Below are 20,537 nucleotides of genomic sequence, written 5' to 3'. Positions count from 1 at the left end.
TGTCGAGGATTGATCATGAGCGACGACCTGCAACCCCCAGACCTCACCACCTGGCAGCGTCTGTTCGACGATGAAACCTACTGGCAGCAATGCCCCGACGCTCACTACCTGGATCTGCAACGCATCGCCGACGACCTGCTCGGCCAAGGCGCCATCGACCTGGAGCAATGGCAGATCCTCCGTGCCAAAGCCGCTGACCTGCACAAGGATTCGCCCGCCATCAACGTCGCCCGCGAACTCGACGACCCCGAAGCCTGAGGACACCCACCATGAAACCCATCACCCCCAGCGAACACCCCGACGAACCGCGTCCCGCCGGCGAAACCGAGCGCGACAACGACGCCCTGCGCCCCACTGATCCCAAGCAGCGCCAAAGCCACGGCAAAGGCACCCCCAGCGGCGAATCCACCGCACAAGACACCGCAAAACAATCTCAAACCAAGCCCTGAACAGCGTCTATGCTCAATCGGACATCCGTCGCCAAAAACGTTTTGGCGACGGTGGCTGCCATTCATCACAGGGAAAGTATTGCTTATGAAGCTCCACGCACTGGCCAAAGCCATCACCCTCGCAACCGTACTGTCCGCCACCAGCTTCGGAGCATTTGCCGCCGATATTCCGCTGTCCGCCACCATCGAAGCGGATCAGGTCACCACCAAAGTCGTCTCCGTCGATCCCGCCAACCATCAGGTTGTGCTCGAAGGCGCAGAAGGCCGTCAGGTTCACGTACAACTCACCGACAAGGCGAAAAACCTCGCCAACCTCAAGGTCGGTGATCTGGTCAAAGTCCAAGTCCAGCGTTCTGTCGCCGCTTACCTGGATACCGATGTGGATAAAGGTCTGCCTGGCACGACCGAACGTACCGGCGAACTGCGCAAGGCGCCGGGCACTGATAACCCGGGTGGCGAAGCATTCCGTCAGGTTCAGGTACAACTGAAAATCACCAAAATTGATTTGAAGAAGAATCAGGTAACCCTGGAAAACCCGTCGGGCCAATCGAAAACACTCGACGTGAAAAAGCCTGAGATTCAGGCGAAATTGAAAGATTTGAAAGTAGGGCAGAGCGTCATCGTCACTTACACCGATATATTAAAAGTGACCAGTCAGCATGAAAGCTGAGTATTAACTCTACAGAATGATTGTTCTTGTACAGCTTTGTGTATGAGAACAATCATATAAAAGATTCTGTAGGAAGTTTGCCGGTAAATATCCGAGTGACAGAGTTTTTAACTTTCCAGTACATAAATTTCACAATTCTTCATGACGACATAAGCGCCAACTTCAATTAAAATCCCTTCCGTTCGCCCAGTGTCAGGGCTCTTTACCGGTGCATGGATTGCCAGGCCATAACACTGGGCGAACACTTTAAACGAAGCGTATGTATACAAAATTCGGCAACAAAAAAGGGCGACTGAATAGTCGCCCTTTTTTTGTATTTTTAAATTATGCCGACGCTTGCATCCCGGCCTTGCCTCGCTGCTGTTCAAGACGCTTGATCGACGCCTCGTACATTTTCGTACGACGATGATCCTTGCCGTAGGTGCCTGCGGCCGCGACCGTGCCTGACTGGATGTGATCCAGATAGCTGAAGATCTTGCGTGGCGACAGAAACTTGATGCCATAGCCCAAGCTCACCATGCGATCCTGCAGCGTATATCCAGGCACCCGATCATCCATGCAAAAGTGCAAACCATGAGACTTGGCCAGACGAGCATTCCACAATGTGCAGAAACTCTTCAGATGAGTTTCCCGATACGGCTTCGGCTCTTTGGTTTTCAAACCCAACTGAGTTTTAGCGCGACGGACATAATGCTTGCAGAAACGCGAAGTTAATCGCCATGTCTCTCTGAGCATTCCGCGATTGATTTGCTCGACACAACCAACGGCAGCCATATCCGGATTATTCGCGCACTCGCGCATCATCATCGCAAACACGTCCTTGTCATATACAAAGGTGTCGGTGTGCAACAGAAACAGATAATCGTTTTCAACCCTGTCCAGCACCAGATCCAGCGCCTTGCCATGCGCGATATGACCCTGCTCACCTTTTACAGAAGGGCGCTCGATCAAATTGATCCAGTCGAGCGTACGCAGATAATCGAGGCTAGCGTCTGCGGAATCGTTGTCCACCACCCACACCGGAATGCGCTGCTCCTGAGCGTGCTCACGCAGCAGCTCAAGGCACATTTTGGTCAAGTCCGGCGTCTTGTAATTCACCAGCACAACGCTGAAATTCGCCTGCTGCTGGGCTGGAAAATCTAAGGCTTTCATATCAGAAGGTCTCATCCGCGACTCATGGGCGACAGTGGTTCATGGGGCGGGATGGTAACGATGGAACCTTAGGTGAACCTTAATTTTGGGGTTAAGGAAGGGGGCAGGGTGTGTCGGGTGAGACCGGTGAAGCCGCGATGCACAACGTGAGGGAAGCGGTAAGATCTACGAATTGAACAACCCGATCCACTGGATGACTATCCATACACCGATAGTGATAGCTGGGTGATCTAGCTTAAAAATATGCATAATCTTTTCAAGTTGTAGGCAACAGGAACTCAAGGTTTCCAGAATTCAACTCCTTCCATGTGACGCTCTATGTCATCCATGCCATCCTCTCCAAGTGTGGGATCAAAATTTTCGCTAATGACCTTTCTTACCTTGGCAAAGCGTTGAGTGATCTTTTCGTCGTCAATGAACGCAGCTGTGGCTATTTGGTATTCTTCTATTGGTTTTTCGCAATAGTAGATTCCATTTTGCAGAAAAATTAAGATGAATTCTATGTTCCTTAGAACTTCTAAGGCGCCGTTCCTTTAAGTATTGGTCTTTTGTTTTGTTTTAATATTATTTCTGCGGATAGATTACATGGATAGAAGGGTACGGGGTTGTCTTCGTTCTGTAGGAAATAAATCCGTCTTGTTTTGTGTGCTAATGGATTACTGAGTCACTGTTTATCTGTTTTTGCTAGTATATTTTTTAATGCTTCATCGAGATCAATCCAGCTTCTCGCAGTTTCGCTGTGAGTGGGTGACCCCCAATTTTGATTTGAGATAAGCGAAATTATAAAGGCTCCGTTTTTATCGTATTCTAGATACCACCCAATGTCTATTATCTGCTCTTGTGGTAGAGATGCTTGTAAAAGATCTCTCTTAATTCGTCTGTGGTGAGTGATATGTCGGATCCGCTGAGGTCGGACAAGTTATCTAGAGTTATTGCTCCGCCAAGATTGATTGTCTCCTTAATGTCCATGCTTTATTTTCCTCTGGATAGATTATGGGCGGGCAGTTAGGAGGTCTGAGAAGCGAGAGCTGCCCAGGGTTAGGCGGCAATTAAGAACAATCTATTTTTTTTAGTATTTGCACGTTTAATATATTGTTGCCTGTCTGTCGAGTAGTCGCAAGTACACGGGGCGTGGATAATTTGGGGTGGAAGATTTCTTTAAGAGAATATTTATTTACTCCTCGGTCTCATTGTTTGAGGCTTCGTTGGTAATGTTGCTGGCACCGCAATCGTCTCTGGTTTCAAGAAAAACATGTGGGTTGTTAAAGTTAATTCAATAAAGACAAACTTCGAATCTTTCGGGAAACGGTATTAGCGTTCACTAGGGTCTCCATCTTCGGAATTCAAGTGATAAACAGCATGTGTGACAGCCCATTTTCATAGGAGTCGACATGAGAAGAGAGTTTTGTGAGACTTTTGTAAAAAATTCGCTTCTAATTTCCGCCGTATTTTCTAGGAGTTAGTCTTTCGTTGGCAATGATATTTTTAAAGTGGGTAATCACATCGCCAAGGAGGTGTGAATAACTCCGGATTGATTTGTAATCTCTCGAGTAATGCCTCGATTTCCTGTTCGGTGTCAAAGGTCTTTATTTCAAATACGGTAATATCTCTGTCGTCAATACCATCGTTGTCTTTAATGATTTCAATGGGGTTTGTAAATATGATTAGTCCGTATCTGAAATTTTTTGAGTTGTGAATAAATTCATAATATTGGTGCGGGTCTTCAGAGAATTTGTATTTGTAAATGGCATATATTGAAGCCCATTTTTTAAGTCGAGGGTCTTCTGATTTAAGTTCTTGTACTATGTTGTCGTAGCTCGTTCCATCTAGTCCATACCATACGTTGCGAGGTATTTTTTTCGGTTCTGTCATTTTTTAACCATCTAAATGGTATAGATGTTCTATGGTTGGACTGCCTGCAAAGTCTCGGTCTATTTAATGGTTCATTAAAAATTGAGTAATTTGTATCTTGAAATTTTGTGATGTTCGCATAGCTTTGCTTTAAATCTGCTGTTTGTGTTCGGAAATGAAAGAGTTCGCGTGATCAAATTGCTCCGGAAATTCCTTGAGAGTGTTATCGTCTGGTGCATTTTTGTTACTTTAATCCAAATCTCTTCAAGCCTAAGGCTTTTATAAATTATAGTGTTTGGATCGACTTCGTTGCTTTAGATTTTAATATGACGGATCTTATTTATCAGTGTTGGTTGACTGGTGGAGCTTTACTGATGTCGGGAGTTGCGCCGGAGTCTTCCAAAGAATAAGTTTCGCCCCGTTTCTTGTTGCTCTATTTATGGTTTTTATATGTTTGTTGGGTGGAGTGAAATGTCTTGTGAAATGATATCCACAAATGCAGGAAGCACTTGGTTTTTGTTTTCAATCGAAATTAGCAATATTGAATCACCAATTTTCAATACGCCGCCCCCATCGTCCTCAATAGCTATCAGTTCAGCTGTGATGTAGGTTTTGCCTGAGTTAAATAATATTGAAGGTGCATTTTTTTTTGAAAGAGTTAAGTTTTCTCCCCAAAAAAAGTCATCATCTATATTGAGTTCTACATCGTATTTTTGATTCTCTTTTGGGGGCGTCCCCATGAATTTCGATATGCCGCCCCCATAAGGTGTTGAGTACTCAACAAGGATTTCGTCAGGGTCGTGTTTGATTATGCTTGTTATTGTGATGTACATTTATTTTGTTCCTAGCGGGACTCGTATTACTGTGTTGTCGACATTCATTACATTGTTAATGAGGTCGAGTGTCCATTTCTCTTCGTGGTAATGATGTTTGTTCGGTTTGCTATTCATTTCATGCGCACCATACCGGATACTTCTCTTGCCGTCTGCAGATACAATCCTATCGTTGTCTGGTAACCCAGTCCTTGGGTGGATGTTTGTATACGGCCCTTCACCTAGGAAGTCTTCCCACCGTTTCACAGCATCTTGTGGTTTTACCGGTTTGCTTCCATAAACTTCGTTGTGATAACCCTGTCCGACAGGTGGTGGTTCAGGGGGGGTAGAAGGGCCTGCATCTTTGACAGTACTTTGTGAACTAACCCCGGGTTTCGCCCCCAAGGGTAACTTTTTATCGGCATCTGGACAGTTATTGCTTAAACCTAATGGATCCACCCACCCCGTAGGGTTAGGCACGTACTGGTAGCTATTCAACCCACCCGCAAGCTTGATCGGATCCGGCGTCAGAAACCGTCCAGTCCCCGGATTGTAGTAGCGGTGGCGGTTGTAATGTAACCCTGTCTCCGCATCGAAATACTGACCCTGGAACCGCAACGGGTTATCGATTTCGCTAACGTCCAACGCGGCGAGGTTGCCGTAGGCTCGGTACTTCGCCGACCACATGATCTCGCCGCTGTAATCGGTGAGTTCCTGCGGTGTGCCAAGGTGATCGAGTTGATAGTAAAAAGGCGTGGCCTTGCGCGGGCCTTCGCCGTCGAGCATAGCCAGCGGGCGGAAGGTGCCCGGTTCGTAGATGTAGCTGCGGTAGCGGTTCTCAGCGCTCTCGGCGATCAGGCGTTCGCCTTGCCACAAAAACTCAGTGGTATGACCGTCGACGGTTTTTTCTATACGTCGACCGAAGGCATCGTACTTGTAGGCTGCGATGCGGCCGCCCGGCAGGCTCGCGCCGATCAAGCGGTGCTGGCAGTCGTAACGGTATTCGGTGACGAGTTTCTGTCCTGTGCCACGTCGCTCGCGACTTAGATTGCCATACGCGTCGTACTCGTAATGCCGATCACCCTGCATCAGCAGGCGATTGCCTTTGACGTTGGCCAGGTTGGCCGTACCTTCATTGCTCTGGCCAAGCAGGTTACCTGCCGGGTCATGGGCAAAGCTTTCTGGTGTGGCACCGCGCACGCTGATCAGTCGGTCAAGCGGGTCGTAGTGGTAGCTGCGGTTTCCTTTGCGGCTGTCATCGATGCCGGCGAGGTTGCCGTTGGCGTCGTAGTTATAACGACGCTGGAACAGGTTTTTGTCTCTTTGACCAACACTATGTGCTTGCAGACGACCTTGTTCATCGTACTGGTATTGGCTGAGCAGCAGACCTTGCTGGCGCTGTTGTTCGCGACCGGCGCTGAATTGGTGAGCGGTCAGGCGTGAGCCATTGAGATCGATGGTGCTGATTTGCCCACCGGGCTGGTGACGGTAATCCAGTTTGCTGCCGTCAGGGAGGCGGCAGTGTTTGAGCTGGCCGACGCTGTCGTACTCGTAGCGCAGGGTACCCCAGCCTTGGTGTTCTTCGATGAGGCGGTCTTGCAGGTCGTATTTGTAGGCGAGTGGCCAATGGCCGTCATCGACGCTTACGAGTCGACCGAGGGCGTCGTAGCTGTAGTGAACTTCCTCGCCATCGGCCAGGGTTTTGACCTGCAGTCGTCCGGCGGCATCGCGTTGGTATTCGGTGACCAGTTCGCTGCCATCGTCACCGAACTCGGTTTTCTTCAGCAGTTGGCCATTGAGATCGTACTCGTAAGCCGTACGACGACCATCGAAGCCGGTTTCTTGCTGGATCAGGCCATTGGCGTAATAGTCGAGGTGGTAATGCTCGCCGCGCTCGTTTTCGATTTCAGTCAGCAGCAGGCGCGAGTTGTCATAGCGATAGCGCAGTTGGCTACCGTCGGGATTGATGCGCCGGCTGACCAGATGCAGATTATCAGCGTACTCGTAACGGGTGATGCGCCCGAGTTCATCGCGTTCAGCGGTGACATTGCCATAAGCGTTATAGGTGAAAGCCCGAGTTGCACCACCTGGTAGCGTCAGCTGTGCGAGTCGGTTAGCGGCGTCCCACTGATATTGGGTGATGGCGCCGGACTCTTCCTGCCGGGTGATCTGTCGACCCAGCGCGTCGTAACGGTACTTGCGTTGGCCGCCATCGGGGAGTCGCTCTTCCAGCAATTGTCCGAGGTTGTTCCAGCCAAGTTGGTGACGGCTGCCGTCCGGATGGCGAATCTCCAGCAGGCGGCCCTGACCGTCATAGCTGTAGAGCGTGGCATTTCCGTCGGGATCGATTTGCTGCGTGATATCGCCCTGACGGTTGCGCTGGTATTTCCAACTGGCTTTGCCGCGCTGTACGTCGCTGACGAAACCGTTGATGTATTCGTAGGTAGTGGCTTCGTCTTCCGGCGGGATGATGGCGGTCATCAAGCCGTTGTCGTCGTAGCGGTATTCGGTGACCGCGCCCAGCGGATCTTTTTCCGCGATCAACTGGCCTTTGTCGTTGTAAGCCTTGAGGTGTTCGGCACCGTCCGGGTCGATCTTGCTGATCAGTCGCGCCTGATCGTCGTGGGTATAGACTTCTTCGCTGCCATCGGCGTTGGTGACGGTCACGCTGCCTTTGTCATCCCAGGCGTAATGCGCTTCCATTTGCGAAAAGTTGGCCCAGTGACGGATGCAACGAGACAGCTTGCCTTCGTTTTCCCACTCCCAGTAAAACGCCGCGCCGCCCGCCAGTTGTCGTTCGAGAATGACGTGCTGTTCGTTGTAGCGATAGTGTTCGGCTTCACCAGCCGCGTTCTTCGCCTCGATCAGACGTTGCTGGGCGTCATAACTGTAGGTAACCAGCGTCTGAACAGTGTTCCAGGCATCCTCGAGAGTATCCGCAGGCAGAAACTGCTGATAGTCGACCGCGATGATGTGTTTGCGGTCGTAGCGCAGTAGCAGTGCGCGGCCGGCACCGTTGTCGAGACGCTTGATGCGACCGTGGATGTCGCGTGTAACGTGCAGGCGATTGCCATAGCTGTCGCTGATGGCGATCAGAGTTGCGCCTTTGTTGTTGTAACGGAAGTGGTAGAACGATGGACGTTTGCCAGCTTGTGCGAGAACCAGCTCCGAAGGGTCGTCACCGAGAAAAATGGCAGCTTTTGAAAGGCTGTTGGTGATTGCCGGACGTTGCTCATTTGGAAGCGGGAAGGGCGTAGAGCGGTTTTCGTGGTCGATCCAGATAACTTCATCGCCATTGATTTCGATGCGATGAGCGAGGGCGTGGCTCCAGCCATAGCCCAGACCGCAATCAATTTCCACAGCGCTGGTTCTGTAAAGGCGCGTCCACTCGAACGGCAGAAGGCCGTCGAGTTGACCATCGGTCAACGTTAACAACTCCTCGCCGGTGACCATCGAAACCGGGCATCCGTTGGTGCAGGTATCGGCGGCCGGCTCTGCGCTCCTGTCGGCCGGAGTCGTTGCTTGTTTCGACGCATCGTCAGCGATTTTTCCATCAGCAAGTTTTGCGTTTTTCTTCCCATCAAAACGCAACTCGGAAATACCGTTTCTCACCTTGGCCGTCACACCACGTGCTGCTACAGCGGTGTATTTCGCGACGTATTCCATAAAGCCATTGATGATCTTGAACAGCGACTTGACGAAACCGATTACGGCGTTGAGAACGAGCTCACCGTATTTCTTCAGTCGGGCGGCGAGGTAGATCAGTCCTGTGCCTTCCGCTGCAACCGTCAGCACCACGCCGATCACGATGTCGATGGCGATACCAACGACAATGGCCGTGGTCATTTTCGCCACATCGCCGGCCATCTTCATCGGCGGCAAGCCTGCCAGCCAGATGACGGCGCTGCGCACCAGCAAGAACAGCGCAGCTTCGTCACTGGCCAGCAACATGGCTTTTTTCATGATGTCAGGCGTGCTTTTGGCAACCTTGATCAGTTCATCGGCGCCGGTGCCTAGGTCTTTCGCGAACTTCTTTGGATCTTGCAGGATGTCGAGAACCTGGTTGATGCCATCCCACACACCCTTGATAGCCTCCCAGCCCCCTTCAAGAATGCCGTTGCCGATTGCCATCGCCGTGCCAGAGGTGGAGAGGTTCGACCATTGCGGTTTGAAACCGGCCCACTCTTTACGCAGGAAACCTTCAAGATCTGCGGTGACGCCACTGTAAGAACTGAAAAGGGTATCGATCTGCGCAGGTGTGACTTCATTGTGAACCCGGATCATGTAGAACTTGCCGGGAATACCGTCATTCCAGGCGGCTTTGCCTTCCGCGTCGAGTTTGACTTTGCTGACGGCTCCGCCTTCCACGGCGACGATTTCGACTTCGATATCGCCCAGTGGGATGTCGTACACGGACTCGAATTTGCTCTCGATCAGCAGTGGCCCCTTCAACGGACACTGAGCCACGTTCGAGGTGAAATCACCGTCGGTCATGCTCACCGCTGTACTGGTGTTGCCAACCTTGATCAGTCGCTCCATGCCCAGTAAGGATGGGAGATCGGCTGCTCGGCTGCCCTTGTCGGCGACTTGTGCGTACCAGGTTTTGGTTTGTTCCTGATACAGCTTCAGACTGTCCTTGAAGGTGTTCAGTTGGTTGTCAACAAAGGCAACGCGATCCATCAGCCTTGCTCCAGAATCAGGTGGTTTAACAGTGCTTCTTTAAGGTTTTTTGGCGCATCCGGGCGGCGCACGAAACGGGCGACTTTCAGTTTCAGATTGCTCTCGGGCCATGCGGCGTAAATGTCCGGGCGGTCTTGCTCCAGCCACTGCATCAGGTTGCCGATCAGCGTTGCGGGACTTTCCTTGGCCAAGCCATCCAGCAAACTCTTCGGCACCTCCCACCAAGGCCAATCCTTCACCTTCGGCACCCCCCGCGTGCCAACCTCCAGCGCTTGCCCATTAATCAAATACTGCTCAAACATCGGCATCACTTCCGCAGCTTTCTCCCCCAGCCCATGCAGGATCGGGTAGATATGCCGCCCATCCCAGAACCGGAAAAACACCTCCGTCCCATCGGGCATTTTCACCTGCGTCAGGCTGCGTAGATGCTCGAACACTTCGTTCGGCTCCGAACGCGATACCGCCAGCCAACCCCAATCGAGAGCATCGGTATCAGCGATCCACGACAGGAATTCCGAATTAGGCTTGAGCTCGGTGACGTAGGGCATCACCGGTTGCCAGGTGGAGTAGGTCGTGCCGCCCCAGATGGGGATGAGTTGGGCGGTGGGTTCGGTCAGGTAGAGGTTTTTCAGGGCGTCGGCATCGCTCGCCGCGCTGATCACCAAATACAGTCGCTCACCAGTTTGCAGCGGCTGTTGTGCCAGCCAGTCCTTGGGTGTCAGTCGATCAGATGGCACAGGCACCTGCCTTGCATTTTTCGCACTCTTCGCAGAATGGCGCGTTGCGTTTGAGGGTGTTGATTTGCGCCGGGGTCAGGACTTGGCCGGCCTTGTCGGCATCGGCCTGTTTGAGGATGCCGGGCATCAGCGGGGCGGCGCCGGTTCCGGTGCCGGGGCTGCCGCCGGAGTTCATGTTGATCACCGGGCCGCTCATGGTCACGCCGCCGGCGTCGATTTTGATGAAGCTGCCGCCGCCGATGAGGGTCAGTTCGGCGCCGGCTTCGAGCACGACTTTCATGCCGCTGCTGAGGTGGATTTCCTGGCCGGCGTCGATGAATTGGCCGGTGCCGATTTTGATGTGCTGGTTGACGCCCACGGTGAGGTGGTCGTTGGCGCGCGCTTCGACTTTGCGGTCGGCGTAGACGGTGTGGTGTTCTTCGGCTTTGAATTCGCTGTAGCTGTTTTGCTCGACGGTGTCGTGGCGTTCGTTGCCGACGCGGATTTTCTGGTCGTGCTCGATGTTCTCGTCCCAGTCGCGCTGGGCGTGCAGGAAGATCTGTTCCTGACCTTTTTTGTCTTCGATGCGCAGTTCGTTGTAGCCGCCACCGCCCATAGAACTGAGTGTCTTGAACGTGCTGCGGGTTTTGTTCGCCGGCAGCTCATACGGGACGGTGTTTTCCTTGTGGTACAGGCAGCCGCTGATCAGCGGTTGATCGGGGTCGCCTTCAAGGAAGGTGACCAGCACTTCCATGCCGATGCGCGGGATGGCGATGCCACCGTATTGCGCGCCTGCCCAAGCGCTGGAGACACGCAGCCAGCAGCTGGTTTTGTCGTCGGCCAGGCCTTCGCGATCCCAGTGGAATTGCACTTTGACGCGGCCGTATTCGTCGCAGTGGATCTCTTCACCTTTGGGCCCAGTGACCACGGCGCTCTGACTGCCGAGGATGCGCGGTTTCGGGTGGTTCAGCGGCGGGCGGTTCGGCACGTCCCACGGGGTGGCCTGAAAGCGGTTGCGGTAACCCTGATGGAAATCGTCTTTCAGCGCGGTGGTGTCACTGGTGACCGATTCTTCCAGCACCTGCGGCTGCTTGCCTTCGTGGAGGACTTCGGTGAGCAGCCAGAGGTCATTCCATTTGGCTTTCGGGTGTTGCGTCAGCGCGAGAAAGTGGCCGCTGACCAGCAATGGCTGATCGCTTTTGCCTTCGGCGAGCTGGAAGTCGCTGCGATGGCGTTCGAGGGCGCGTTTGGCCAGGTGTTTGCCGCGCTCGCGGTCAATGAAACGGCCTGGGTAGTCGTAGTCTTCGAGGTCGGGCAGGGCGTCGCCACGGTTTTCGCTTTCGAGGGTGAGGCGCGGTTTTTCGAAGTCGTAATCGCGGCGGGTGGTGCGGCTGGTGCGAGTTTCCAGGCGCAGGTCGAAGCGTTTGATTACCGGATCGCTGGCGACCATGCCGGAGTCTTGCTGATAGGCCACGGGCGCGAGTTTCGGGAATATCGTCTGGTCATCGCCGAACAGCAGTTTGTGGCCCATGGCGCTGTGCTGGAAGTGGTAGTGAATGCCTTCTTCTTCGCACAGGCGCTGGATGAAATGCAGATCCGATTCATCGTATTGCACGCAGTAAATGCGCTCGGGATAAATCGAACCGGTCTTGAATTCGTAGGCGTTGCCTTGGATACCGTGCTCTTCAAGCACCATGCCGATGATTTTCGGCACTGTAAGGTTCTGGAAGATGCGCTGGTTGACGCGGTGCGCGAGGTACGCGAGTTGCGGGCGCAGGGTCACGGAGTAGCGAGTCAGGCGTTTGCCGGAATCGCCTTGCGCGGCGCGGTAGATCTGGCCGTGAATGCCGCTGCCGTCGGGCGACAGTTGCAGAAAGGCCGGTTTGTGCAGCAGGGTTTCGAGATCCAGCGACGGCTGCTCACTGACCAGCTCCACCTCGAAGACAAAAGGCTGGCTGATGGCTTCCCGGCCTTGCAGGGTAAACACCTGAAAGTCAGCGGAAAGACCTTCGATGGTCAGGGCAAAGTGGGTTTCATTGGCCGGCGCGAACATCCCTTGTTCCTCGTGCTGTCACAAAAATCTGGAGTTGCGAAAACAACATCGACCAGCAGAGCTGGCCGATGCTTGTAACAATCAGCCGTAATTAAACGACTGGAGCACGCCAGTCATCGGAACCCGAAGTACCGGATACTTCGTGGGTCCAGGTGATTTTGCGGTAGGTGAACTGCACTTCTTCCAGGTGGGTGAAGTGCGAGTTGCCTGGATCCTGGCAGTTGTGCATTTTGTTGTTGATGGCGACGATGATCGCGTCTTCCAGTTTGGTGGTGTAGTAGTGCTCTTGGGTACCTTGAGCAGAAGTACGGAACCACTGGATAACGATTTCGCTCATGCGCTCGCCGGAGGTCAGAGCAGCTTGCAGCAGAGGCGAAGCCTTGTCGTAGACCTTGGTGATCACAACTGGCTTGTGAACGCGCTGACCGGTTGGCTGACCGGATTGTGGGTCACGCGGGATGATCACGTCGTGGCTGAAAGCCTGAACCATAACCTGGTCTTCGTGGCCTTCCTGGTAGGTGTTGCCAACGGAGTCGGCGGTGAAGGCGCCGGCAGTGATCAGGCCTTGTTTTTCGCCGGTAACCGACATGTACGCTGGTGTTGCCATGGGGTGCTCTCCTTGCGGAATAAAGTTTAGGTGCCCGGAGGCGAAAACGCCCGGTGGGTGCCTGACAGTTATCAAGGAGCGTGCCAACAGGTTTCAGAGCCAGTGAAACCGGGGAGTTCGCTAATGCGCAGAGCTGAATTCAGGATGACTTACGGTGATTCATGGCGAATGTGCGCAAGAAGTTGCGCAGTGGTGCGCAACTTCTTGCGCACTCGCCTGAAGCCCTTGTCGCCTCTGGTGTGTAGCGGGATTGATGGCCGCGGATCATCAACAAGTGCGCAACTTCTTGCGCATCAAGGCCTGATGCCATCACCCGCTCATTTGAAACGATCCTGCGTTACTGAGGGTCAATCACTCACACCCGCAGACCTGCGTCTGAAAATTCCTCAAACCGAGTGAGACCGAACGACATGAAAATTCTGATGGTTCTGACCTCCCACGATCAATTGGGCGACACCGGCAAGAAAACCGGCTTCTGGCTGGAGGAGTTCGCTGCCCCGTATTACGTGTTCAAGGATGCCGGCGCGCAGCTGACACTGGCCTCGCCCAAGGGCGGTCAGCCGCCGCTGGATCCCAAGAGCGACGAGCCGGACGCGCAGACTGAAGCGACCGGGCGCTTTCGCAAGGATTCTGCGGCGCAGTCGGCGTTGGCTTCGACGGTGAAACTGGATTCTGTGAAAGCGGCGGATTTCGATGCGGTGTTTTACCCGGGCGGTCATGGGCCGCTGTGGGATTTGGCCGAGGATCGTCATTCCATCGCGTTGATCGAGGCGTTTTATAACGCGGGCAAACCGGTGGCGGCGGTGTGTCATGCGCCGGGCGTGTTGCGTCATGCCAAGGGGCCTGACGGTAAACCGCTGGTCAAGGGTAAGCAGGTGACCGGGTTTACCAACAGTGAGGAAGAGGCGGTGCAGTTGACGAATGTGGTGCCGTTTTTGGTTGAAGATGAGTTGAAGGCCAAGGGCGGGATTTTTTCGAAAGGGCCGGATTGGTCGGTTTATACCCGTGAGGATGGGTTGTTGCTAACGGGACAGAATCCGGCTTCTTCGGAAGAGACGGCGTTTGCGCTGCTTTCGAGATTGCGCTGAGTTTTTTTTAAGATCAAAAGATCGCAGCCTTCGGCAGCTCCTACAGGGGGAGTGCGCAGCAAAATGTAGGAGCTGCCGCAGGCTGCGATCTTTTCAGCGGTTACCCGAAAGCGCGGCCAGGCTCTCATCAATTGAGCGCTTTTGGGTTTCGGCATATAAGCCCAACTCGTCGATGGTCGAGCGGCCCAGTGCTTGTTCGAACGCTTGTCGGTTGGAATGCTCGCCATAGTGCGTTTGCGCGGCATCGCCAAGGTTCGACTGAAAAATCCCCGCAGCGCTAACCGGCAGGAAATCTTCGTACACCAGCGGTTCTGCTTTCACGTAGCCATCGCGCAGTAATTGCTCCAGTGACGCGTCGCCAAGTCCTCCCGCCGCAAGTCCCTTTTCCGTAGCGAAATAGCGAAAATACGCCAGCCCTTGTTCGCGCATGCCCTCGACGCTGTCAGGAAATTCGCCAAAGTGCTGAGTCATCAGCGCGTTGTAGCGTGCGGCGTTGGCTTCGTTGGGGAAGTCCCCCAGTTCATCGCGAGCAGCATTCAACAGTAAGTCATACAGGGCGCGCCCCTTGGGTGTGAGTGCTGCACCGCGCTGTTCGATTTCGCCGAATCGCGCGCTGTGGCTGCCTTGGGTTTCGTCTTGGTCGGTGAAGGCGATTGGCTCATCCAGCGCTTTGAAACTGGTCTGGCGCAGCAGGATCGGGCACTGCCTGCGCGGCGGGCCTTCGATCACGGCTTTCGGGGTGATGCCATGGGCGGGCATTTGCTCTTGCACCCGGTCGATGTCCAGCGTGCGCGGGGTCAGATGGTTGATGTGCGGGCCTTTGAAGGCAACCACGTCGGCAATCAATCGATGTTGGGCGCTGAGCGTCTGGTACTGCGCGGCGGTAACCGTTGCGCTGTGATGCCAGCGAAAAGTTTCCAGTGCCTGTAGGACGAATTCCTGCGCTTCGTTTTCCGTCAGTCCGCCAGTCGTTTCTGCCTGGGAAATCAGACGCAACGCTGTAGGCGTAAAGATCGAACGCTTGGCCAGCACGGATTCAGCGAAGGTGCGCAGCTCGGGATCGTTGATCAATTCCAGTCGCAGCAACGACGTGAAGACCCTGAACGGGCTGACTTGCAGCGAATCCTCATGCACCGCGCGAAACGCGGTGGAATGCACCGGCACACCCGCCGGCGTCAGATCGTAATAACCCACCGGTTGCATGCCCATTACCGCAAACAGGCGGGCGAGGGTGGCCAGCTCCGTCGCGGTGCCGACGCGGATTGCGCCGTGACGTTCCATGTCCAGCCGTTCGATTTCGCCGGTGCTTTCAAGTTGCCGGGCAATTTGCGTGTCCCGGTCAAGAACGCTGCGGTTGGTCTGTTCGACCAGCTCCATCAGCGCGCCGTACAGCGGCACCTCTTCGCGGTACATGTCGGACATCGCTTTGGAGAAGCGTTGGCGGATCAGGTCGGGGCTGACGAAAGGCTGCACGGTCATGAAAAAATTCCTGCCACGGTCACGTATTGGGTTGATGAAAAGATCGCAGCCTTCGCCTACGTCGGCAAACGAAGAATCCTACGAACTTCATTCTGCCAACGACTGATCCACCAGTTCGATCCAGTGCATGACTGGCGTGCGGCCGGCGCTGGCCAAGTGGCTTTGGCAGCCAATGTTTGAGGTGACGATCAGCTCAGGACGGCCGCTCTCCAGCGCATTGAGGCGGTTGTCGCGCAGTTGCCGGGCCAGCACCGGTTGGGTCAATGAGTAAGCCCCTGCTGAACCGCAGCACAAATGGCCATCGGGGACAGCGGTGAGGTTGAAACCGATGCGGGACAAGACTGCTTCCACGGTGCCGCCGAGTTTCAACGCGTGCTGCAAGGTGCACGGGCAATGCACGGCGATGCGTCGTTCGCTGGCGGCGCACACTTGCTCCAGTGGTTCTCGGGTGAGGATCTGCACCAGATCCAAAGTCATTTCGCTGACGCGCTGCGCTTTCGCCGCGTATACCGGATCGTCCGCGAGCAAATGCCCGTAATCCTTGATGAACGCGCCGCAGCCGCTGGCCGTTTGCACAATTGCTTCGGCGCCGTTTTGCAGATGTGGCCACCACGCGTCGATGTTCTGTCGGGCGCGGTCGAGGCCTTTGGCTTGGGCGTCGAGGTGATAATCCAGCGCACCGCAACAACCGGCCTCGGCCACCGGCGTGACGCTGATGCCCAAGCGATCCAGCACCCGCGCCGTCGCGTCGTTGGTGTTCGGCGACAAACCCGGTTGCACGCAGCCTTCGAGCAACAACACACGGCGAGCATGCCGAGGGGCAGGGCGCGAACCGTTGACCAACAGACGCTGCGGCAGTTTGCTCTCAAGCAAGCGCGGCAGCAGCGGGCGAAACGTTGTGCCCACCCGCAGCAGTCCTTTAAACAGTCGCGGATTCGGCGCCAATGCACGCAGACCTTCGCGCAATAGACGTTGAGCGGCCGGGCGCGGCACCGCGTGGTCGACCACCGCGCGACCGATGTCGAGCAAGTTGTGATAGTCGACGCCGGACGGGCAGGTGGTTTCGCAGTTGCGGCACGACAGGCAGCGATCCAGATGCAATTGTGTCTGCGCGGTCGCCGGCGCGCCCTCGAGCACCTGCTTGATCAGGTAGATGCGCCCGCGCGGGCCGTCGAGTTCGTCGCCGAGCAATTGATAGGTCGGGCACGTCGCGTTACAGAAACCGCAATGCACACAGGTGCGCAGGATTTTTTCCGCCTCGGCGGCGCGGGGCAACTGTCGCGATTGTTCGCTGAGGGTGGTTTGCATGGCTAGAACTCCGCGTACATCCGCCCGGGATTGAACAGCCCTTGCGGGTCGAGTTGCGCTTTGAGTTGTCGGTGATAGCGCAGCAATGTCGCGGGCAAAGGCTGAAACGGTGATTCGCTGGCACCATGGGTGAAGCAGGTCGCATGGCCACCGAGTGACTGGGCGAGGGCATGAATGTCGGCGCTGGAGGATTTCAGCCAGCGTTGCGCGCCGGCCCAGTCGATCAGTTGCTCGCCGGGCAAGTCCAGCGGCCCGAGATTGTTTGGCAGCGACAGGCGCCACAGCGGCTGGCCTTCGTCGAAAAAGCTCAGGCGCTGTTCATTTAAATTCCGCCAGAACACGGAGTCCAACGCCTCGCCACCGAGGCGTTGATGTGCCGCCGTCACCGAGCCTTCGCCGCCCTCAAGACGCAGATAAAGGCTTTCGCCATCGTGACACGCGGCGCTGATCGGCAACGGTTGCTGGCCCCACTCGGCCAGTTTGGCCAGTGCCCGTGCACAGTCGATATCGAGGCGAATGCTCAGGCATTGGCGGGGTTTGGGCAGGACTTTCAGCGAGACCTCGGTGAGCACACCGAGGCAGCCGAAACTGCCGGCCATCAGCCGCGACAGGTCATATCCGGCAACGTTTTTCATCACTTCACCGCCGAAACGCAAATGCTGACCGAGGCCGGTGATAACGCGCGTGCCAAGCACGAAATCCCGCACAGACCCCGACCACGGTCGCCGAGGCCCGGACAATCCTGTCGCGATCATTCCGCCGACCGTGGCGCTGTCGGCGAACGAGGGCGGTTCGCATGGCAACATTTGCTCGTGTTCATCCAGAACAGCCAGCAGTTCGGATAACGGCGTGCCGGCGCGCGCAGTGATCACCAGTTCGGTGGGATCGTAAGCCACGATGCCGCGATGCGCGCGGGTGTCGAGCACTTCACCGGCCACCTCGCGACCGAGAAACGCCTTGCTGTTGCCACCCTGGATTTTCAGCGGTGTGGCATTGGCCCGCGCTTCGTTGACCTGATCGAGCAAGGCGTCGACGTCAGCCATCAGAAACGCTCCAGTTCGGGGAAGGGCAGTTGCCCGGCATGAATGTGCATCGCACCGAATTCGGCGCAGCGGTGCAGAGTCGGAATGTTTTTGCCGGGGTTGAGCAGGCCTTTCGGGTCGAACGCGGCTTTTACCGCGTGAAACAGGCGCAGTTCTTCGCTGTTGAATTGCGCGCACATCTGATTGATTTTCTCGCGACCGACGCCGTGTTCGCCGGTGATGCTGCCGCCGACCTGCACGCACAGTTCGAGGATCTTTCCGCCCAAGGCTTCGGCGCGATGCAGTTCGCCGGGTTGGTTGGCGTCGAACAGGATCAGCGGGTGCATGTTGCCATCGCCGGCATGGAACACGTTGGCCACGCGCAAGCCGTATTCTTCGCCGAGGCGGGCGATGCCTTGCAAAACGCCGGGCAATTCGCGGCGCGGGATGGTGCCGTCCATGCAGTAATAATCGGGTGACAGCCGACCGATGGCCGGGAAGGCATTTTTGCGGCCGGCCCAGAAACGCACGCGCTCAGCCTCGTCGCGGGCCTGGCGCACTTCGGTGGCGCCGGCCAGATTCATGACCTCGCGCACTCGTTGGCAATCGTCGTGGACGTCGGCTTCGACGCCGTCGAGTTCACACAGCAGAATCGCCTCGGCATCCACCGGGTAACCGGCGTGGATAAAGTCTTCAGCGGCGCGAATGGCGAGGTTGTCCATCATTTCCAGGCCGCCAGGAATGATCCCCGCCGCGATGATTTCAGCGACCGCACGACCAGCCTTTTCCACCGAATCGAAACTGGCCAGCAGCACTTTCGCCACTTGTGGTTTGGGCAGCAGTTTGACCGTGACTTCGGTAATGATCCCGAGCAAACCTTCGGAGCCGGTGAACAGCGCGAGCAGGTCGAAACCTGGCGAGTCGAGGGCGTCGGAGCCGAGGGTCAGGCGTTCGCCTTCGATGGTCAGCACTTCGATTTTCAGCAGGTTGTGCACGGTCAGGCCGTATTTGAGGCAATGCACGCCGCCAGCGTTTTCAGCGACGTTGCCGCCGATGGAACAGGCGATTTGCGAGGATGGATCCGGCGCGTAATACAAACCGAACGGCGCGGCGGCCTGGGAAATCGCCAGATTGCGCACCCCGGGTTGAACCCGCGCGGTACGGGCGGCGGGGTCGATGTGCAGGATGTTGTTGAAGCGTGCCATCACCAGCAGCAGGCCTTTTTCCAGCGGCAAGGCGCCACCGGATAAGCCGGTGCCGGCGCCGCGAGCGACCACCGGGACGTTGTTTTGGTGGCAGAGTTTGAGCAGGGTTTGCACTTGCTCGATTCGCCGGGGCAGGGCGACCAGCATCGGCGTGGTGCGGTAGGCGGAGAGGCCGTCGCATTCGTAGGGTTTGAGTTCTTCTTCGCGCCACAAAATGTCGAGATCGGGGATGGCTTGTTGCAGGGTTTTCAACAGTTGGACTTTATTAACGTCCGGCAGCGCACCGTCGAGGCGTTCGTCATAAAGAATGTTCATCTCATCCCCAGCTCCTTGGATGAACACTTACCCCTGTGGCGAGGGGATTTATCCCCGTTGGGTCGCGCAGCGGCCCCAATCCTGAGAGTCCGGTGTGTCTGATACCCCTCAATGGAAGAGCTGGGGCCGCTTCGCAGCCCAACGGGGATAAATCCCCTCGCCACAGGAATAGGTTGATTACATTCATGCGCGTTGATTACCCAAAAACTCCCGATACAACCGCGCGGTATTCGACGGCTGCTCAACCATCGGCATGTGCCCGACGTTATCCCACACGTCCACGCGCAAATTGGCGATGCCCTTGCTCCAGACCGGCACGCTGCTGACGTCGATCAAGCGATCCTTGCGTCCCCAGAGCAGCAGCGCCGGGCATTTGATGTCAGCGAGTTTCGGCTCCATCGGCGGGCTGGCGCGGAAGTCGCGGAAGATTTCTTCGAGGTCATCGCGATTTTGTTCGTAGCGCTGAGCGATCGCGTCGAGCACCAGTTTCGGCACCCACGGCGGCGATTCCATGGTCATCGCGTAGAAGATTTTGAACTCTTCGCGGGAATTGATCAGAAACGGGTTATGCCCGCGCGCCAGATGCCGTTCCATGTCGCTGGCCTGCGGTGCCGTGACGCCGGCCGGGTCAATCAACGCCACCGAGGCGATGCGATCCGGGTACGTCGCCGCCAGCCACGCCGCAATGTAGCCGCCCATCGAGTTGCCGATCACATGGACTTTCTCCACGCCGCAGACGTCGAGCAACTGAATCATGCGTTTGGCTTGCAGCGGAATGTCATAACCGCCGCCAGCCTTGAAGCCGGTTTCGCCATGGCCGGCCAGATCCGGAATGATCACTCGATACTGCCGGACAAAATGCCGGGCGAAGCGCAGCCACAAATTCTTGTCGGCGCTGTAGCCGTGCAACATCAGAATCGCGCTGGACGCTTCATAAGGCCCGCCCTGCCAGGTCGACACCGTCATCTCGGCGATCGGCACTTCGATTTTGTGCAACTTGTACAACTTGGCCTCGATGGCCATGTTCAGGTCGTACAACCAATGGCCGACCGCCGGGTAACTCAACCAGCTCCAGGCCACGAATACTGCGAGGGCGACAAACAGCAAAAGCATCGACGTCTTCCTTTTAC

The 20,537-nt window shown here is 55.7% G+C and carries 16 protein-coding genes; 4 read left to right on the top strand and 12 right to left on the bottom strand.

Annotated features, from left to right (window positions below; genetic code table 11):
- The first annotated feature begins 15 nt into the window (after positions 1-15).
- From GVL50_RS08580 to GVL50_RS08570, 3 genes are all read left to right on the top strand, one after another.
- Positions 16-258: a hypothetical protein gene (locus GVL50_RS08580; RefSeq protein ID WP_159812498.1), complete on the top strand. Its 243-nt coding sequence runs from the start codon at positions 16-18 to the stop codon at positions 256-258.
- A gap of 11 nt (positions 259-269) precedes the next feature.
- Positions 270-449, top strand: coding sequence for a hypothetical protein (locus GVL50_RS08575; protein ID WP_053119175.1), 180 nt, complete (start codon positions 270-272; stop codon positions 447-449).
- Between the two features lie 85 nt (positions 450-534).
- Positions 535-1,119 (top strand): hypothetical protein, encoded by a 585-nt coding sequence (locus tag GVL50_RS08570; RefSeq protein WP_159812497.1) that lies wholly within the window; start codon positions 535-537, stop codon positions 1,117-1,119.
- A 324-nt stretch (positions 1,120-1,443) separates the two neighbouring features.
- Here the strand turns inward: GVL50_RS08570 and GVL50_RS08565 are convergent, their stop codons facing one another.
- The 7 genes from GVL50_RS08565 to GVL50_RS08535 form a co-directional block, all read right to left on the bottom strand.
- Positions 1,444-2,271, bottom strand: a complete 828-nt coding sequence (locus tag GVL50_RS08565) for a glycosyltransferase (RefSeq protein WP_159812496.1) — start codon at positions 2,269-2,271, stop codon at positions 1,444-1,446.
- Between the two features lie 1,485 nt (positions 2,272-3,756).
- Positions 3,757-4,143 carry a hypothetical protein gene (locus GVL50_RS08560; protein ID WP_159812495.1) on the bottom strand — a complete coding sequence of 129 codons (387 nt, stop codon included), beginning with the start codon at positions 4,141-4,143 and terminating at the stop codon, positions 3,757-3,759.
- 425 nt (positions 4,144-4,568) lie between these two features.
- The gene (locus GVL50_RS08555) at positions 4,569-4,955 is read right to left on the bottom strand and encodes a hypothetical protein (protein ID WP_159812494.1); all 387 of its coding nucleotides are present in this window, start codon (positions 4,953-4,955) and stop codon (positions 4,569-4,571) included.
- Entirely contained in the window at positions 4,956-9,614 is a 4,659-nt protein-coding gene (locus GVL50_RS08550; protein WP_256671840.1) for an RHS repeat-associated core domain-containing protein, read from the bottom strand.
- Entirely contained in the window at positions 9,614-10,351 is a 738-nt protein-coding gene (locus GVL50_RS08545; RefSeq protein ID WP_159812493.1) for a DUF4123 domain-containing protein, read from the bottom strand. The genes GVL50_RS08550 and GVL50_RS08545 overlap by 1 nt, the downstream gene beginning before the upstream one ends.
- Positions 10,341-12,383, bottom strand: coding sequence for a type VI secretion system tip protein TssI/VgrG (gene tssI, locus GVL50_RS08540; protein ID WP_159812492.1), 2,043 nt, complete (start codon positions 12,381-12,383; stop codon positions 10,341-10,343). The genes GVL50_RS08545 and tssI overlap by 11 nt, the downstream gene beginning before the upstream one ends.
- A 91-nt stretch (positions 12,384-12,474) precedes the next feature.
- Positions 12,475-12,990 carry an Hcp family type VI secretion system effector gene (locus GVL50_RS08535; protein WP_007919523.1) on the bottom strand — a complete coding sequence of 172 codons (516 nt, stop codon included), beginning with the start codon at positions 12,988-12,990 and terminating at the stop codon, positions 12,475-12,477.
- Between the two features lie 410 nt (positions 12,991-13,400).
- On the opposite strand from GVL50_RS08535, the gene GVL50_RS08530 reads away from it, so the two are divergent.
- On the top strand, positions 13,401-14,078 hold the full coding sequence (locus GVL50_RS08530) for a type 1 glutamine amidotransferase domain-containing protein (protein WP_053119204.1): 678 nt from the start codon (positions 13,401-13,403) through the stop codon (positions 14,076-14,078).
- Between the two features lie 93 nt (positions 14,079-14,171).
- Here GVL50_RS08530 and GVL50_RS08525 read toward each other — a convergent pair whose 3' ends face one another.
- The 5 genes from GVL50_RS08525 to GVL50_RS08505 all read right to left on the bottom strand — a co-directional run bounded on the left by GVL50_RS08525 (position 14,172) and on the right by GVL50_RS08505 (position 20,520).
- Positions 14,172-15,557, bottom strand: a complete 1,386-nt coding sequence (locus tag GVL50_RS08525; protein WP_159812491.1) for a VOC family protein — start codon at positions 15,555-15,557, stop codon at positions 14,172-14,174.
- Positions 15,558-15,644: 87 nt separating this feature from the next.
- On the bottom strand, positions 15,645-16,865 hold the full coding sequence (gene glcF / locus GVL50_RS08520) for a glycolate oxidase subunit GlcF (RefSeq protein ID WP_159812490.1): 1,221 nt from the start codon (positions 16,863-16,865) through the stop codon (positions 15,645-15,647).
- A 2-nt stretch (positions 16,866-16,867) separates the two neighbouring features.
- Positions 16,868-17,908, bottom strand: a complete 1,041-nt coding sequence (gene glcE, locus GVL50_RS08515) for a glycolate oxidase subunit GlcE (RefSeq protein WP_159812489.1) — start codon at positions 17,906-17,908, stop codon at positions 16,868-16,870.
- Positions 17,908-19,407 (bottom strand): glycolate oxidase subunit GlcD, encoded by a 1,500-nt coding sequence (gene glcD / locus GVL50_RS08510; protein WP_159812488.1) that lies wholly within the window; start codon positions 19,405-19,407, stop codon positions 17,908-17,910. Before glcD ends, glcE begins: the two co-directional genes overlap by 1 nt.
- Positions 19,408-19,590: 183 nt before the next feature.
- Entirely contained in the window at positions 19,591-20,520 is a 930-nt protein-coding gene (locus GVL50_RS08505) for an alpha/beta fold hydrolase (RefSeq protein ID WP_159812487.1), read from the bottom strand.
- Positions 20,521-20,537: the final 17 nt, after the last annotated feature.

It is taken from the genome of Pseudomonas sp. 18058 (assembly GCF_902706155.1).
Lineage (GTDB): Bacteria > Pseudomonadota > Gammaproteobacteria > Pseudomonadales > Pseudomonadaceae > Aquipseudomonas > Aquipseudomonas rustica.
Note: the sequence above shows the minus strand (reverse complement) of the source record. Positions and strands in the feature narration are given on the sequence as shown.